The 15,017-nt window shown below is 59.2% G+C and carries 14 protein-coding genes; 3 read left to right on the top strand and 11 right to left on the bottom strand.

Features of this window, described 5'->3' with window-relative positions:
* Window position 1: 1 nt before the first annotated feature.
* The 3 genes from AN936_RS06955 to AN936_RS06945 all read right to left on the bottom strand — a co-directional run bounded on the left by AN936_RS06955 (window position 2) and on the right by AN936_RS06945 (window position 2,389).
* Window positions 2-1,060: a relaxase/mobilization nuclease domain-containing protein gene (locus AN936_RS06955; protein WP_149037617.1), complete on the bottom strand. Its 1,059-nt coding sequence runs from the start codon at window positions 1,058-1,060 to the stop codon at window positions 2-4.
* On the bottom strand, window positions 1,060-1,494 hold the full coding sequence (locus tag AN936_RS06950; RefSeq protein ID WP_234715765.1) for a hypothetical protein: 435 nt from the start codon (window positions 1,492-1,494) through the stop codon (window positions 1,060-1,062). The genes AN936_RS06955 and AN936_RS06950 overlap by 1 nt, the downstream gene beginning before the upstream one ends.
* A gap of 559 nt (window positions 1,495-2,053) precedes the next feature.
* On the bottom strand, window positions 2,054-2,389 hold the full coding sequence (locus AN936_RS06945) for a single-stranded DNA-binding protein (protein WP_054587499.1): 336 nt from the start codon (window positions 2,387-2,389) through the stop codon (window positions 2,054-2,056).
* Between the two features lie 170 nt (window positions 2,390-2,559).
* On the opposite strand from AN936_RS06945, the gene AN936_RS24645 reads away from it, so the two are divergent.
* Window positions 2,560-2,793: a hypothetical protein gene (locus AN936_RS24645; protein ID WP_149037616.1), complete on the top strand. Its 234-nt coding sequence runs from the start codon at window positions 2,560-2,562 to the stop codon at window positions 2,791-2,793.
* A gap of 70 nt (window positions 2,794-2,863) precedes the next feature.
* Here AN936_RS24645 and AN936_RS24640 read toward each other — a convergent pair whose 3' ends face one another.
* The 5 genes from AN936_RS24640 to AN936_RS25030 form a co-directional block, all read right to left on the bottom strand.
* Window positions 2,864-3,079, bottom strand: coding sequence for a DUF1289 domain-containing protein (locus tag AN936_RS24640; RefSeq protein ID WP_149037615.1), 216 nt, complete (start codon window positions 3,077-3,079; stop codon window positions 2,864-2,866).
* Window positions 3,080-3,286: 207 nt separating this feature from the next.
* The gene (locus AN936_RS06940; RefSeq protein ID WP_054587498.1) at window positions 3,287-5,131 is read right to left on the bottom strand and encodes a ParB/RepB/Spo0J family partition protein; all 1,845 of its coding nucleotides are present in this window, start codon (window positions 5,129-5,131) and stop codon (window positions 3,287-3,289) included.
* A 35-nt stretch (window positions 5,132-5,166) separates the two neighbouring features.
* Complete coding sequence (locus AN936_RS06935; protein ID WP_054587497.1) at window positions 5,167-5,358, bottom strand: hypothetical protein; 192 nt, start codon at window positions 5,356-5,358, stop codon at window positions 5,167-5,169.
* Window positions 5,359-5,372: 14 nt separating this feature from the next.
* A complete protein-coding gene (locus AN936_RS25035) occupies window positions 5,373-5,765 on the bottom strand; it encodes a DUF3768 domain-containing protein (protein WP_158500061.1) in 393 nt (130 codons plus the stop codon).
* On the bottom strand, window positions 5,762-5,950 hold the full coding sequence (locus AN936_RS25030; RefSeq protein WP_158500060.1) for a hypothetical protein: 189 nt from the start codon (window positions 5,948-5,950) through the stop codon (window positions 5,762-5,764). The genes AN936_RS25035 and AN936_RS25030 overlap by 4 nt, the downstream gene beginning before the upstream one ends.
* A 748-nt stretch (window positions 5,951-6,698) precedes the next feature.
* Here AN936_RS25030 and AN936_RS06925 point away from each other — a divergent pair.
* Both AN936_RS06925 and AN936_RS06920 read left to right on the top strand, forming a co-directional pair.
* Complete coding sequence (locus tag AN936_RS06925; protein ID WP_054587495.1) at window positions 6,699-7,481, top strand: DUF5131 family protein; 783 nt, start codon at window positions 6,699-6,701, stop codon at window positions 7,479-7,481.
* 41 nt (window positions 7,482-7,522) lie between these two features.
* Window positions 7,523-8,776, top strand: coding sequence for a three-Cys-motif partner protein TcmP (locus AN936_RS06920; RefSeq protein WP_054587494.1), 1,254 nt, complete (start codon window positions 7,523-7,525; stop codon window positions 8,774-8,776).
* A 112-nt stretch (window positions 8,777-8,888) separates the two neighbouring features.
* Here the strand turns inward: AN936_RS06920 and AN936_RS06915 are convergent, their stop codons facing one another.
* Genes AN936_RS06915 through AN936_RS06905 form a run of 3 tightly spaced genes read right to left on the bottom strand, consistent with a single transcriptional unit; the run spans window position 8,889 to window position 15,015 of the window.
* A complete protein-coding gene (locus tag AN936_RS06915; protein WP_054587493.1) occupies window positions 8,889-11,582 on the bottom strand; it encodes a DEAD/DEAH box helicase in 2,694 nt (897 codons plus the stop codon).
* Window positions 11,579-13,225, bottom strand: coding sequence for a site-specific DNA-methyltransferase (locus AN936_RS06910; protein WP_054587492.1), 1,647 nt, complete (start codon window positions 13,223-13,225; stop codon window positions 11,579-11,581). Before AN936_RS06910 ends, AN936_RS06915 begins: the two co-directional genes overlap by 4 nt.
* A complete protein-coding gene (locus AN936_RS06905; protein ID WP_054587491.1) occupies window positions 13,222-15,015 on the bottom strand; it encodes an AIPR family protein in 1,794 nt (597 codons plus the stop codon). Before AN936_RS06905 ends, AN936_RS06910 begins: the two co-directional genes overlap by 4 nt.
* Window positions 15,016-15,017 lie beyond the last annotated feature (2 nt).

The raw sequence follows: 15,017 nt of genomic DNA, 5'->3' as shown, positions 1-15,017 counted from the left end.
TTTAGCGCCCTCTATCGTGCGGCGGCGGCACGGGAGCTGGCGGATCATGATCAGCGCGTGCTGCCGAAAGGGCCTTGGCATGACGCGCGGCAAAGATTTCGGGCGTGGCGTGTACGTCGGGTTGCTTGTCGAGGAATCTCCGGACGTCCCTTGCGAGCGCCCGATCATCCGGTTGCCCACTTGCATCCAGCGCGGCGGCCGCCTGGCGGTAGGCTTGGCGTATCGCCTGCCAGCGGGTTTTGCCTTTGGCGATAAAGGACGGAAGATTGGCCTGACCGCGCGCAACGGCTATGGCCTGCTCGTTAGTTCGCCTGTCAGCCTTGGTCATCACGCCGCTGGCCCCGCTCGCCAGACGGACGCGAAGTTTGACCAGCCTAATGCTGGATCCGGCAACTCCCCTGCCACGCGCCCGCCTCGGCGTGGCTTCCGCCGCGACACCGCGCTCGCGCAATTCGCGGGCGAACCGCTCGCGAAAGCGGTGAAGCTGAACCGGTCTGGGATTGAACCGGTTGCGGTCCAACCCTTCGGCCTGAACCGTCAGATGGACATGGGGACGCGGCGTGTCTGTATGCAGCGCCAAGAGATAATCGTGATTGTCGCTGAGTTCGGCATGGGCCAGCGCGCGAACGGCTCCCAGCACCTTATCAGGGTCGGTGCCTTCGGGCATCGAGAAGATCAGCGACACCGACGAGACCGTTGGCCGCGACCGCCATTCAAGCGTATCGCTCCATTCGGCCGCACGCTCGGCGATGTCGTCCTTGCTGGTCAGAATTTCACAATCGCGGGTTTCGATGTCGACCGCCCCCTTCCGCCCGATATAGTCGAGATGGGCTTTGACATGGCGACCGCCCCGCTGGCGGCCCGTGACCTTGACCACCACCTCGGGCGCGCCGCGCACGATCCGCGCCAGCTTGGCGCGTGCCGTCTTCGGATTGGCGACACCGTAGCTTCCGTAAAGCGGCACACCGGGCTGAGCACCCGGGTCGTGGATATAGCGCACACGATACGGCGGACGGGTCGCTTCCCACAAAGCTGATTCCAAGCCTGATCCAATCGCCATCAGTCGGCCACCGTCCAATAGCTCGCATCGCCGCGCATGGCATCGCCGACGGCTGCGATCTGCTCAGAAATTTCCATCCGCATATCGGCAATCCGTCGTAGCTCGGGTTCAATCTGCCTGTCGCGGGTATCGAGCATGGCCGCATTGGCGGCTTTCATCGCCTGATTGAGATTGCGGCCGATGCGGAGCAACTGCATTCTGATCGGGGCGAGTTCGGCAAGGAGGCCGTCATCGACCCGCGATTTCAACGCGAGGTGACGACGCACCAATGCCTTGATCCACCCTGCGCGATCGGTCGAACGCTGCGATGCGCGGTGCGCGATCACGGCAATCTCGACATCGGTAAACCGCAGCGAAATACGATTACGCGCCGCGCCCTCAGGGCGGTCGATATGCGGACGCTCGGTGCCCTCTTGCAGCGTCCGTTCGATCATCTGCCGCACCAGCGCGCTGCGACCCCCACGACCGACGGCGAAGCTGTCGAACTCCCTGAGCGCGTCAGCATCGACGCGGACGCTCAACATCGCAGTCGTCGGTCGGGAATTTGTCGCCATCAATCATGCCTGCGTGAAACACGGGCAATGTAAGACAACACGCGCCGCTAGGCATATCCTGCAATCAAGACAAGAACCGACAAATTCATAAACTAAAAAAGGCAGAGTCGCCCAATCATCGCTCCGATCGTCGGCAGCTCGACGCGCGACCATAGAGCCTACAGCATTCAGCCGCGCCCATTTCTCCGGTCGAGTTGATGGCCGTGCGAGGAAGCCGACAGCGTATAGGCACCCCGATACCAATGTCAGGACGAAAGCCATTGGCAGCACTATTCCGCCAGAACGACGAAGCGATCGCTCCTCTTTTCCCACATCAACCACCAAAAAAGAGGGCGGCGCGCGACACCAACTCCGTTGGTGTCGCGCGCCGCCTCTGCCTGATCGGCAGCATCGGACACGAAGAATAAGCGGGGCGGCTTATCGCCGCCCCACTGGATGCTCAGTCCTGCTTTTCGTCATCGGCAGGACCGCCGTCCTTCTTGGCGAGGATGGCGATGCCGTCGGCGATCAGATCGACGCCGTAGTGGGTGCTGCCGCCGGCCTCATATTGGTTCTGGCGGACGCGACCGATGATGTGAACGAGGTCGCCCTTGCTGGCGGTCAGGCGCTTGGCGAGCTTGTCGAACAGCGTGACACTGTTCCAGTGTGCGTCGGTCTTCCAGTCGTCGCCGTCCTTGCGGTGGTAGTTCGAGGCCACCGAAAGATAAGTGACCTTCTCCTTGACCTCGACCTTGCCGATGCGGCCGATGATCCGAAATTCTGCGATGTTCTGCATGGGTCTTACTCCGTCTCGGATTGCAGGGTGATTTCCTGACGGTCTTCAACGGGGCCGCGAAGGAGCCGCGATCCAGCCAAAAAACGGAGGCTCCGCCCCATGAAATGGGGTGGAAACCGTAGGACGCCCCGCCCGCCTCGGCGGGCATCAGGGGAGGGCCGGTTTTTTGCTTGATCGTACTAGGCGACGCGCGCGGCCACGAAACCGGCAAACAAGGAAATCCTCCTGCCAAGCCCGGAGAAGAGAAGCTGCCGATCGTTCGCGCGATCAGTGTTGGCCGTATCGACAGCGCGGTCGGTGATGTCACAATCGGTTCCAGCTCAACCGCCACCCAGGCACCACCAAGCCGCGTTCACCCGAACAGTCTCGCCGCCCACAAGCACGCGCATCGCGCAGCGCCGTGACCTTCAACCCATCCCGGCGAGCCGCCACAACCACGGCAGCGGCATCATCAACAGCCGCGATTGCCTTCAGCTAGGCATGATCCCGACGAGGACGGCTGCACGACGATTGCAGCATGACCGGCTGACCCGCAGCAAGCTGGGCCATCCGCTCCGGCAACAAGGCAAGTATCGCGCACTGCCGTTCGGCAGTCGCGCCGCCCCATTCGCCGATCTCGGCGGCGGTGCAACCGCCTTGCGCGCGCATCGAGCGCGCAGACCGCAACACAGGGCGATTGAGGAGGGTCAATCATGCCGTTCCCCTAATCGCGAAGCGGCTTCCTCGCTATCCTTCGCGCGCAGTCGGCACGGCAGCTATAACCTGCCGTGCCGATTTGAGGCCGGTCGGAACGTCCGGCCTTTGCCCGTCCAGCAGGGACGGGCCGCGCGAATACGCGAACAGGGAATACGGAAACAAGAAAATGAGGGCGGGCCACTCGGCCCGCCCTCTCGATCATCATACCGCGTCCTCCTCCTCGAACTCGGTGGCTTCGTCGTCGTCGCCAACCACGGGGTGCTCCTGCGCTACCTCGACCGACGGCTCGGCGATCACAAGCGCGGGCGGCAGCCATCCACGCCCTGCCATCCGCTCGGCGGCCGCAGCGGCAAGGTCGCCCTTCTTCATCTTGGCGCAATTGTCCGCAGCGGACTTGCCCAGCACCTCGGTCATGATCTTTGCGATCACAGGCATTTTGAGCCGGTCGTAAAAGGCGACCGGCGCTTGCCACTTGGCGACCATATCGACGCCAGAGGCGAAGGCAATCTGGTCGAACCGCTGGTGGCGACGATCACGGCGCGAACCTGACGTCTCGCCGCTGTGGATCTGGCGGGCGACAAGCAATGCCAGCAAGCGGCCTTTGGTGTCGGCGTCCATCGCCCGAATGGCTGCGAACCGGTCGACCTCGGGCAGTGCGGCGAAGTAACCGCCCCCAATCTCATCGACCGATGCGATGTCCGCCATCGTCATCATGTCGTCTGGGACGGCGGAATTGAACCCTTCGAGCCGAAGCGACAGCGGGGAGTAATAGGAAGGTTCGCCGTGGATGCCCTGCCCGACAAGACAATCGAGCAAGATGTCGAGCGCCAGCGCGGGATTGGTGGCAACCGCTTCCTGCACGGCCAGCGTCTTGATCTTCGATAGCGTCTCAATCATCGCGCCCGAATAATCGGGTTTGATCGCTGGTGCATCGCCATTGCCCCCTTTGGCAATCCGCTTGATGCGGATGGCCTTGGCCTCGATCTCGCCACCATTGCCGACGAACAGCACCATTGCGCTGTCTGCCTTCTGCGCGTCGGTGAACTCGCACAGGCGGTTTTCAAGGATGCGGGCTTCGCGCTCCAACCCGTTGAACACTCGGTCGCCCCACTGATTGCCCTTGCCAAGTTCGGCAAGGCGCGTGTCGGCTGCTTCCTGAATACGGGCGCGTTCGGCCTGTTCGGCTTCGGTCGGCTCGCGCTTCCCCTCGGCGTGGACAGTGACAAGATTGTAATAGTCGTCCGGCCGTTCGAGCGATGCCCTAACATCGCTCCACCCTTCGCCGCGATAGCCCGCTTCTACCGCGCCCATCTTCAAGGTCGCCAGCTTTTCGACCAGTTCGGGGGCGTCGGCATACCCATCGCCATTCTCGGCAAACAGGTCGGCGGTGATCGTCCCGCCCGCAGCGGCGTAGGCATCATGCCCGACGAACAGGAACAGGGCATGGTTCGTCCCAATCTTTTCCTCGGTCAGCATCCGCCGGATTTGATGGGCGCTGTTGCCGAACCGCTTCAACGCCTCAAGCTGGCGGTCGTGGTCGTCGGTCAGGGTCAACGCTTGTGCCGCATCCATGCCGATATGATCGCGCGCGAGACAGGCAAGCGCATCGGAGTGCAATGCCGACAAGCGCAACACCTTCTTGACGTAGGACAGCGCCACGCCGAACCGCGCGGCAATATCCTCGGCCGATTTTCCCTCGGTGCGAAGATTGCCATAAGCGATCACCGCATCGGCAACGTGCATATCCTCGCGGCTCACATTCTCAGCCAAGGACAGTTCCACCGCCTCGGCCTTATCGCGCACGTCCACACTAACCGGATGGCTGGCTGGAATCGCCTTGGCCTTCTCAAGCTGCTTGAAGGCGCGATAGCGTCGGCCTCCGGCGGCAACCTCGAAGCGGTTGCCTTCGGCGTAAACGACAAGGTTCTGCAACTGACCATGCGCCAGCATATCGGCGGCAAGCTGGTCGATAGCCTTGGGCTTCACGCGCCGCACGTTAAGTGGCGACAAACGAAGCTGCGAAAGTTTGACGGTCTGTAGGGTCATCGGAAACACTCCTGAAATTGGTTGGAAACGGGAAGTCAGAACATCTCAAGCTGGTCGCGCATCGGGTTCCAAAACCCGATGTCGAGCGGGCGCTGTTCACGGCGGGGCTGCATCGGTTGCGCGGCAAGCCAGCCAAGCCGTTCGCCCACGCTGACAGGCGCGATGCCCGCCATCGTGATCTGATCGGCGTCGGCCGGGGTGACGCTGGCAAGGTCTTTGCGTTTCATGGGACTGCCTCCGTTCAATATTCATCGGACAGCATGATGGTCAGGACGCGCCGCGTGATCGCCGGATTTGCCGCGTCGTCGCTGGCGAACTCCATCTGGCGGTCGTAATAATCGAGTTTCCAGAACACCCGTTCGCGCTCATCTTCGCGCAGTCGCGGGCGCTCGGTCGTCCAGCGACGATCGGCAATCTGGTAGATCGTCCCGAAATCGCGTTCGCCGTGCGGGTCGTTGTCCTCGTCGAAGGCGTCGAAAGTCTCGATCAATTCACGGACACAGGATTGATCGGCATCGGGCAGCGAACGAAACCCGACTGTCGCAACGACGGTGCAGGCAACGCCCATCGCTCGCCGCGCCATGTCGTTCAAACGGGCGATGCGCTCTCGCTGGCTGGTGGGGGTCGCGCTCATTGGACCCGCCCCCGACGCCCTTCGCAAATCAGGATAAGCGCGCCGAAATCCTCGCGCTCGCCAAGCCGGTCGGCGATCTTGCGAACGCACTCCAGCGGCAAGCCGTTCTCGTTGGCGACACCGCGCAAATAATCGTCGCGGCACTCCGCGCCGCAAGCACGATAGTTCAAGAGTAAATCGGTCATCTAAAACCCTCCTTCGTCGGCTGAAAGCCGCACTGCCTGCGGCATGCGGCTCTGCCTTCCGGCGAGGATGGGAGGGGGAGGGAAAGCTGAATCGACGCCCTGGCGCGGGCCAGTGGGCGCGAAGCGACCGCCACACGGGGGCGGCTATTCTGCTTTGGGAACGAGAGGGCAAAGCCCTTGGCGTTCCCCCACCATCAAATGAACGGAGGCGTTCAGCCTCCCCTAACCGCATCGCGGCACAGGCAACGGCACCCTTGCACGGCGCGACGCCGACGGGCGACGTGACGGCAGGCAGAGCGAAGACAAGGATGTTGCGCCATCGGCGCCGCACCGCCAGTCGGCGCGAAGGCGCTGCCGGCGCCCGCACGACAAGGAGAGAGGCAAGAGTGCCAGCGGGTCAGCCCAAAGACTCCGCACCCTCAAGGAGCGCGCAGCGCGGGAAAGAGTGCGACCTCAGAAAATCCCGCTCATTCTCGCACGCTCCCGATCGTCACCCGTAGGGCCAAGACTACAGGCTTGGTCCGCGGCAGCGGATAGAGCGGGTTGCCCGAAGGGCAGCGCATAAGCAGTTTCAACCACGATTGGCTAAATCGCCTTCCATAAGTGGCAGGTTCAAACCACTAACAGGTTGCTTGGACAAGCGCGCTCGGGCATTTAGAAGAAACGATGCTTGGCGGGGCGAATAGTGCTGATAATGCTGGGCGATTTTTGACAACGATGACTTTGAGAGAAGGTTTGGACGCACAGGATGGCCGAGACGCAAATTGAATGGACAGATGCGACTTGGAATCCAGTGGCAGGCTGCACCATAGTGTCTGCGGGCTGCACCAACTGCTACGCGATGGCGATGGCAAAGCGCCTAGAAGCCATGCGGGTCGATAAATATGCCGGACTGACACGCAGCAGCGGAAGCCGCACAATCTGGAACGGTGTCGTCAAGGAAGATCGGTCAGCCCTCGGAATCCCGCACAAATGGCGGAAGGCGCGCAAAATCTTTGTCAATTCGATGAGCGACCTCTTCCACGAAGAGGTCAGCGACGATTTCATACTGGCGGTCTGGCAGGTGATGCGAGAGACACCCCGCCACAGCTACCAGATTCTGACCAAGCGGCCAGACAGGATGGCAAGCCTCATTTCGACCAAGATTCCTGATGTCCTGCCCAATGTATGGCTCGGAACCAGTGTCGAAGACGCCGAGGTCGTTGGCCGGATAGATCATCTCCGGGCCGTGCCTGCGGCAATCCGTTTCATTTCGTTTGAGCCACTCATCGGCGCAGTAGGCTCCATAGACCTACACGATATTCATTGGGCCATCGTTGGCGGAGAGAGCGGAAAGTCTGCGCGCCCAATCAAGGAAGCCTGGATAGACGAAATTTACGACCAATGTTCCGACAACAAGACAGCGTTTTTCTTCAAGCAGTGGGGAACTTGGGGTAAGGACAACAAGCGCCGGTCAAAAAAAGCAAATGGTCGGGAATATCGTGGTCAAACATGGGATTATATGCCCGAGCCTATTGGTATGTCGCTATGATCCGCTAAGATATTCTGGATATTTGATCTGCGGGGGCGGTAATGGTCGCAAAACGATACCAGTGGGCTGAAGGCGCTACTCTCGAAGACCATTCGCGTCGCAAGCACAAGATTCTCCGCGAGTATTTTTACCAGTATCTCATCGTCCGCTGCCAGATTCCAAAACAGACGAAATTCCGTTTGGCGGTCATCGACGGCTTCGCTGGCGGCGGACGCTACAAGTGCGGCTCCGCAGGTTCGCCCATCATTTTCATCGAAGAACTTAAGAATGCAGTCAACGCCGTCAATCTGGACCGTCTCGCTCAGGGTCTTGGGGCGATCGAGATCGAATGCCTCCTCCTATTGAACGATGAAAGCGCGGAAGCCATAGAAGCGCTGAAAGCCAACGTCGCCCCGTTGTTGGCGGACATCAAAGAGAACTGCGACAAGCTTCACCTTCAGGTAGAATTTTTGAGCGCCGCGTTCGAGGCGGTGTATCCGACAGTCCAGAAATACCTTGCCCAAGGCAGCTACCGCAGCGTCATCTTCAACCTCGACCAATGCGGGCATAGCCATGTCGCCCACGCGACAATCCTCGATATGATGCGATCATATCCATCGGCCGAGATATTTTACACCTTCGCCGTGGAATCGCTGTTGGCGTTCCTGCGAAAATCGGAGCCGCAGGCTTACGCGAGCCAACTCGGGGCAGTCGGTGTAGATGAATCCGCCTTGCTGTCCCTTCAAGGCACCATGACCGACAAGTCATGGCTGGGCGTGGCGGAGCGGCTGGTGTTTCAGGTATACAAGAATTGCGCGCCGTTCGTCAGTCCATTCTCGATCAACAACCCGACCGGCTGGCGGTATTGGTTGATCCATTTCGCCAACAGTTACCGCGCACGCCAAGTGTATAACAACATTCTCCACGACAATAGCAGCGCGCAGGCCCATTTTGGTCGGTCCGGCTTGAATATGCTCGCCTATGATCCATCGCACGAGGAAGGGTCGCTATATCTGTTTGCAGATAGCGACCGCGCCGTGGCCAAAGGGCAGTTGCTAGAGGACATACCGCGCCTTGTGTCAGAGTCCGGGGATGCGCTGATTATCGGTGATTTCTACTCCAGCATCTACAATGCCACGCCTGCCCATGCCGATGACATTCACGCTGCAATGATCGAAAACCCTGATATTGAAGTCATCACGGAAAATGGTGGTGAACGGCGCAAGCCGAATACGATCACGACCAACGACGTTATCAAGATCAAGAAACAGCGCAGCTTCTTCCCGGTGTTCCTCGATTCCCGCAAAGCGAAATAGCGGCGCTCACGCCGCATAACGTCCGTTTGCCAGAAGCTCGATCCGCCACCTCCGCGCTCGCGCTCGCGCCTAGAAAATTCAGCTGGCGGCGCAAAGGCAGCGCCAAAACGCCTCAGGCAAACTGCTTCGCAAGAAATTCCAGCGTTATATTCTCGGCAATCGCATCATGCGGAATCAACACATATTGCCACGGCTTTCCGCCGTAGGACCGCGCATGTTCGCTCGCCCAGGAACACCACTGGATTGCGACATCGCGCTTCGCCAGTACATCCTTGTCTTGCATTTGCGTCGCCATCTTGGGTTCGAGCATCAGGATGCGATCGTCAGTCTCAGCGACGAAATCGGGCTGATATTCGAGATGATCGTGGCCGCTGCGGTAATACATCTGGAATTGGCCCTTGGCGGGCCGCAGCCATTTCAGCGCCTCGCGTTCGAGGATTACCGCCAGCTTGCGCTCGGAATCCGAATGAAATTTCGCCACCGTCGAGAGGCATTTCGCAAAACCGCCGAACAGATACCGTGCCATATTGCTCTTGTCGGCAGGCGGCACCCGGAAATCGAGCGGGGCTTCGCGTGATGTGGTGAAGGCGGTTTCCTTGAGTTCCGTGAAGCCCTCACGGATCTCGTGATGATATTCGACCGACTCGTCCTTCCAGAAATGATCCTGCATCTGCGCATGAACCGCGCGCGCTATCTCGCGCTGATGCAGTGACAGCACCTGTCCCGCATCCTCTTCGGACAAGTAGGATTGCAGGTGGCGAACCACCTGTCCGGCAAGCTCGTAGAGCAGGTCGGCATGTTCATCATAGGCAATGTCGGAAAAGTCGATCAGCCCGCTGACGACATAGTCCTCAAGCCGGTCTTCAAGCAGGTTGCCTTGCGACAGGCCGATTATATCGACCCAATCCGTCCGCAGATGCTTGGCCCACAGCTCATCGCTCGGCGCAGTATAGCGCATCCCGGACAGGTCGAGCATGAACGGCTTGAAGCCCGCCTTGACCTCGCCCTTGGGCATGACGGTAATGCGCGGAATGTCTATGGTCCGGGCTTCCATCAATTTCGCCGTCGCGGCAGCGACGGCCTCGAAATCGGGCGCGGGTTTGGCAATTCCGTCGAGTTCGAGTTGCGGCGCCTGATACTGGCTGCGCACTTCGCGCACGACCTGCTCCAGAACATCGGGACGGGATAGGTAGGATACGCTCGGAACCTTGTCCGGCTCGCGCGCGAGCTTGCGGAAGGCATCATAGGCGAGCTGCGCCACACGAACATCGTTCGGATCGGTGAAAGCCGGCGTCGGCGCGGGGCCGGAGGCCATGGCGGCATCCGCGCTTGGCGCGGATTGCAGGCCAAGGCTGCCCAGGATCGTCGGCGAGGCAACCACAGTCACGGTCTTTCGCGTCAGATCGGCCTCACCCAGCACAAGCTGTTTCAGCTGGATCGGCGAATTGGGATTGTTCGCCTCATCGACAATTTCCTGAAAGCGATCATGCGCGACGATGTTCAGGCGATCAACCGCGGCAACGCCAGTGCGCTTGCCATAAGGCAAGCGCAATCCCCGCCCGATGCTCTGTTCGATTAGGGTTCGAGCGTTGGCGGCGCGGAGCGGAATGATCGTATAAAGGTTGGTGACGTCCCAACCCTCCTTGAGCATGTTGACGTGGATGACGATCTCGACCGGATTGTCATTGTGTTCGACCGTCAACAGCTTCTCGACCGTCTCCTCTTCCTTCACGCTTGAATCGACCTGTATAACCTTGTCGGCATAACGCCCCTCGAAGAAGGCGGCCGACTGGATCAGTTTCATCAGTTCCGCTGCATGGGTCGTGTCGCGCGCGATCACCAATACGAACGGCTTAATAATCTGCTCGCCATTCTCGCGGGCATAGGTTTCTAGGTCGACCTTGACGCTTTCGTGTAGGCGAACGCCGTCCTCCAGCTTCATCGTCTGGATCGCTTCGGGCGTTTTTCCCGCCGGATTAAAATCCTTGCGGGTTACGACCGCGGGTTCCTTGACGAAGCCGTCCTCCATCGCACGAGCCAGCGGATAGTCGAAGATCACGTTCTTGAACGCGGCCGGCCCGCGCGTACTTTCAACGAAAGGGGTCGCGGTCAGCTCCAAGCCAAGAATCGGCTTCAATTCGTTGATCGCGCGCATCCCCGCCGTGGCGCGATAGCGGTGCGATTCATCCATCAACAGCACCAGGTCAGGCAAGCTCGATAGGTAATCGAAATAGCTCTCACCGAGTTCCTCACGGGAAGAGCGGATGCGCGGGGATCGCCCGCCCCGCACTTCCGAGGAGATTTTGGCGATGTTGAAAATGTTGATCGTTGTCGGGAATAGCTGACCGCCCGACGCCAAGTGCCGTTCAAAATTTTCGCCGGTGGTCAGAACTGGCGGCGAAATCGCGAACTCAGCAATGCCTTTGAACACATATTTGGCGGTGTTGGGCGTGAAATCGGCGATCAGCTTGTTGTAGATCGTCAAGTTCGGCGCGAGGACGAAAAAGTTATTGATGCCGTGTGCGATCTTCAAATAGGCGATGAACGCACCCATCAGACGCGTCTTACCAACGCCGGTGGCGAGCGCGAAGCACAGCGAGGGAAATTCCCGCTCGAAATCAACGACGCCGGGATACTCGCTGGCGATGATTTCCTTCGCCGAAGTAAGATCGGTCGCATGGTGCAGCGGCACGATCTCGGTCACACGGTCGAGGATTTCGAGGCTGCGGCGCTGCGGCGGGCGCAGACTCAAACGGCCCGAGATGGCGTTGACATGGCGCTGGTTGGATGAAGGGAGATTACTCATTGGCCGTCCTCTCCGTCGAACAGCCCGCCTTGCACGGGGCGCGGCGGCGCAGGTTCCGGCTCGGCCATTGGCAAATTGGCGACGTTAAGCGAATAATCGTCATGCCCCCATTCGCACTTGCTGCGGATGTGATTGGGAATTTTGCGTAAGGTCAGGTTTGGCCAAAGGTCGGCATCGCCCCGGAACGCGGCGCATAGGATCAAAAGCGAACGATCCTCGCCGACATCTTCGGACAGCGCCGACAGCTCTTCCGGCCCCAAGGTCTGCGTAGTGACATAAAGGAAGTCGGTTTCGGACGAATGGCCCTGCTGCCAATAGACGCTATCACTCGGCGCATAGGTGAAGCCTTCGAGCTTGCACAACGCCTGCGCCAGCATCGCGGCGTCATACTCGCGACTGATGACCTGCCGCCCCCACTTGTCGGTTTCAAGCAATGAAGGCGCCAGTTCGAAGTAGCGGAAACCCCCACCGCCCTTCCAAGATACGGTCTTGCTGATGCCCCCTTGGTCGCTGCCGTCGATGACTTGCTGCAAGCGCGGCACGACATGCGTGGTGCAATGATCTCCCAGTTCAACCATGATCCAGCGACGGCCCATTTTGTGGGCCACCGCGCCAGTCGTGCCGGAACCGGCGAAAGAGTCGAGAACGAGGTCGCCAGGATTTGTTGCGATATGCAAAATCCGGTTGATGAGGCGTTCCGGCTTCGGCGTCGGGAATGGATCTTCCTTTCCGAAAAGAGCGTGCATTTCTTTCATCGCCTCATCGGTATGGCCGGCCTCCTCATGTGGCCACCAAGTCCACGGCACCATGCCTTCGACTTCTGACAGATAGCGGATGAGGTTGGGTTGAGAATCACCATCCTTTCCGAAATATATGCGCCCTTCGCTACGCAATCGTTCAAATGTCGCTCGTGAAAGTCCCCAGCAGCGCCCCTCGCTGGGCGTATATACTCGTCCGCTAGGGGTCGTAATTTCGTAGAACTGCTCCTTGGTGGCATGTCCTGCCTGCGCCGTGATCGGTATGGTGCGCCACCTACCCCGCGGATCATTATTGGGGTTGCGATAGACCTTGGCCTGCTCATCCGTCATAGGGACACGGTTGCGGATGCTCTTAAAGCGCGCTGAGTTCTTAGCGATAATCAAAACATAGTCATGTGCATCGCCAATCGCCTCCCGATTTTCGCGCGAATATCGCTTTTGCCAAACGGCGCTCGCAACGAAGTTCGGCCGACCAAAAATCTCGTCACACAGAACCTTGAGGTAATGCGCCTCATTGTCGTCGATAGTGATCCACAATGAGCCATCTTCCGAGAGCAACCGGCGGATGATTTCGAGCCGGTCGCGCATCAGGCCAAGCCAGATCGAATGCTCCAGCCCGTCATCATAGTGGGTGAAGGCGCTGCCGGTGTTGTAGGGCGGGTCGATTAAGACGCACTTCACCTTGCCAGCGTAATCCGCCTCCAGCGCTTTCAGCGCGAGCAGATTGTCGCCGTGGATCAGCACATTGTCGAAAATGTCCCCGTCCGAAACCCGTACGGCAGCGTGATAGCTCTTCGCCGGGTCTTCAATCAGGATGCGCGGCTCCAACCGAGGCCGGTTGTCCTTTCCCACCCATGTCAGTTCAAGTTTCTGTTTTCTGGTCATGTTACGTTCGCAATCTGGGGGGCTTTGGAGGCAAGATATTTGAAGAGATCAACTTGATAAGGCTGGCCAACGATGAATTTGGCGCGGAGCGCCTTGATGGCCGGGTCGCCTTTGAGGCCGTATTGCCGTGTCATCAAACGCCGCGTCAGATCAAGCGTTCGATCCTGATTTTTCGCGATTGCCAGAGGACCGGGCCATGAGATCGACTGAATGATATCCCATAGGTGTTGGCGCAGCGTGTCATAGGGCGCGCTTCCGGCCGCCCTCATTTTGGCAACGTCGATTAGGTCGCTGCCGCAAATCGCGGTGCGGAACTGCTTGGCGAAAGCGGATGCCATCGCAAATTCGCTGTGCTTGTACGCCTTGCGCTCTTCATACCAGCAGCCGCGAACCGACGCTGCGACCTGTTCGCGGATATAGCGGTAAACGCGAACCGCGTTGACCAGCCTGATGGAACTGAGCGACTGACTGAAAATCTGCTTGTAGGGCTCGCCATCGGTCTTCTGAAAATCAAGCAGCGACCGTTTCATCCAGACGGGATAGCGAGGATCGAGTTCTAGCATCGCCAATGCCTGGATCGCTTCCGCGACGAGTATGCGGTTCGGGTTCCAGCCGGACACGGGCTCTCCCACGCGATAAACGTATTCGATGTCAAGGTGCTGCAATTCGCGCCTGATGCGCTCTTGCTCTTCGTCCAAGGCAGCGAAGGCGATTTCCTTCACATCATTCTGATGGTTACGCGCGCGGGTCACGTCCTTGCCGAAATCGCCATCCGCATCTGCTTTGATCAACGTGATCATGACCCTTGCTTCGGAAATGTCCGCATCTGGATTATCCGCGACAAAGTTTGCAGTCGAGGCGACAGTTTGAGCGCCGTTGATGACCGAAAAGGCCGTCAGCTCGAAGTCGCGGTATTCCGTACCCTTTCCGCCCTTCGGCGCAATTTCCTCGCACAAGGCGGTGACGCCGTTATTCAGATACTGGAACCGCGCCGGATTCACGGCCAGCGTCTCCATGATCGCCTCGTTTACCGGCGTCTTGTGACCAAGCCAGGTTCGGATATTCTTCTGGTAGAGGGCCTTTCCATGCTTCTTGTGCAGGTCGGCGAGGTCAGAAAGGGCGACAGTTCCGTAGTAGGCGATCTTCGGCGCTGATGCTTCGCCGTAGTTGTCAAGCCGGAGCCGGCAATCGACCTGCTCGACAGCGTTGACGCTGTGCAGGCCGCCGACTGTTTTCGTCGAATCGAAGTTAAGCACGGCATCTTTCAGCCGTGCTTCGCCCCCGGCCTTGTCTGCCAGCAGGTCACTCATGGCTTTCGCGGCATGAACGTGAATGCCTTCGCCAGTGTGAGCGACGACGACTTCGATATGATCGCAGTGATCGAGGTGGTGCCGTATCGACAACTCTTTGCTTAGGACGTTGGCGTTGAATCCATCGAAATCCCCATTCACCAGTTTGCGGATACCTTGCGAAAACGCCAGTGCCTCCTTCTGCGTGAAGGCGGAGGTTTCCTTCAACTTGGCCTGAACGAGATACAGCGTCTTCGTTCTGGCGTGGTAATAGATGGCGTCCAACCCGAAATCGTCGAAATCATCAACGACCGCCCGAGCCGCCTTTTTCGGATCGATCTGGCAGATATGATCGAGCGCGAACGCCGCGAAAGAACGATCGATGTTCTTTGCTAGGTCATCTGCCTCCGACTTGGGTTGCAACAGCTTCGGAAGAAACGGGACGTAAACATGCTGAAGATGTCGCTTGAGGATTGCAAACTGTTCGGGTCTTATCGCCATTG

This window comes from Sphingopyxis macrogoltabida (assembly GCF_001307295.1).
GTDB classification, from domain to species: domain Bacteria; phylum Pseudomonadota; class Alphaproteobacteria; order Sphingomonadales; family Sphingomonadaceae; genus Sphingopyxis; species Sphingopyxis macrogoltabida_B.
Note: the sequence above shows the minus strand (reverse complement) of the source record. Positions and strands in the feature narration are given on the sequence as shown.

Coding starts and splice junctions, on each gene's coding strand:
- AN936_RS06920 (WP_054587494.1), top strand. CDS start 7,523: ATGGTCGCAAAACGATACCAGTGGGCTGAAGGCGCTACTCTCGAAGAC.
- AN936_RS06925 (WP_054587495.1), top strand. CDS start 6,699: ATGGCCGAGACGCAAATTGAATGGACAGATGCGACTTGGAATCCAGTG.
- AN936_RS06940 (WP_054587498.1), bottom strand. CDS start 5,131: ATGACCCTACAGACCGTCAAACTTTCGCAGCTTCGTTTGTCGCCACTT.
- AN936_RS06935 (WP_054587497.1), bottom strand. CDS start 5,358: ATGAAACGCAAAGACCTTGCCAGCGTCACCCCGGCCGACGCCGATCAG.
- AN936_RS06915 (WP_054587493.1), bottom strand. CDS start 11,582: ATGAGTAATCTCCCTTCATCCAACCAGCGCCATGTCAACGCCATCTCG.
- AN936_RS06950 (WP_234715765.1), bottom strand. CDS start 1,494: ATGATCGAACGGACGCTGCAAGAGGGCACCGAGCGTCCGCATATCGAC.
- AN936_RS06955 (WP_149037617.1), bottom strand. CDS start 1,060: ATGGCGATTGGATCAGGCTTGGAATCAGCTTTGTGGGAAGCGACCCGT.
- AN936_RS06905 (WP_054587491.1), bottom strand. CDS start 15,015: ATGGCGATAAGACCCGAACAGTTTGCAATCCTCAAGCGACATCTTCAG.
- AN936_RS25030 (WP_158500060.1), bottom strand. CDS start 5,950: ATGACCGATTTACTCTTGAACTATCGTGCTTGCGGCGCGGAGTGCCGC.
- AN936_RS06945 (WP_054587499.1), bottom strand. CDS start 2,389: ATGCAGAACATCGCAGAATTTCGGATCATCGGCCGCATCGGCAAGGTC.
- AN936_RS25035 (WP_158500061.1), bottom strand. CDS start 5,765: ATGAGCGCGACCCCCACCAGCCAGCGAGAGCGCATCGCCCGTTTGAAC.
- AN936_RS06910 (WP_054587492.1), bottom strand. CDS start 13,225: ATGACCAGAAAACAGAAACTTGAACTGACATGGGTGGGAAAGGACAAC.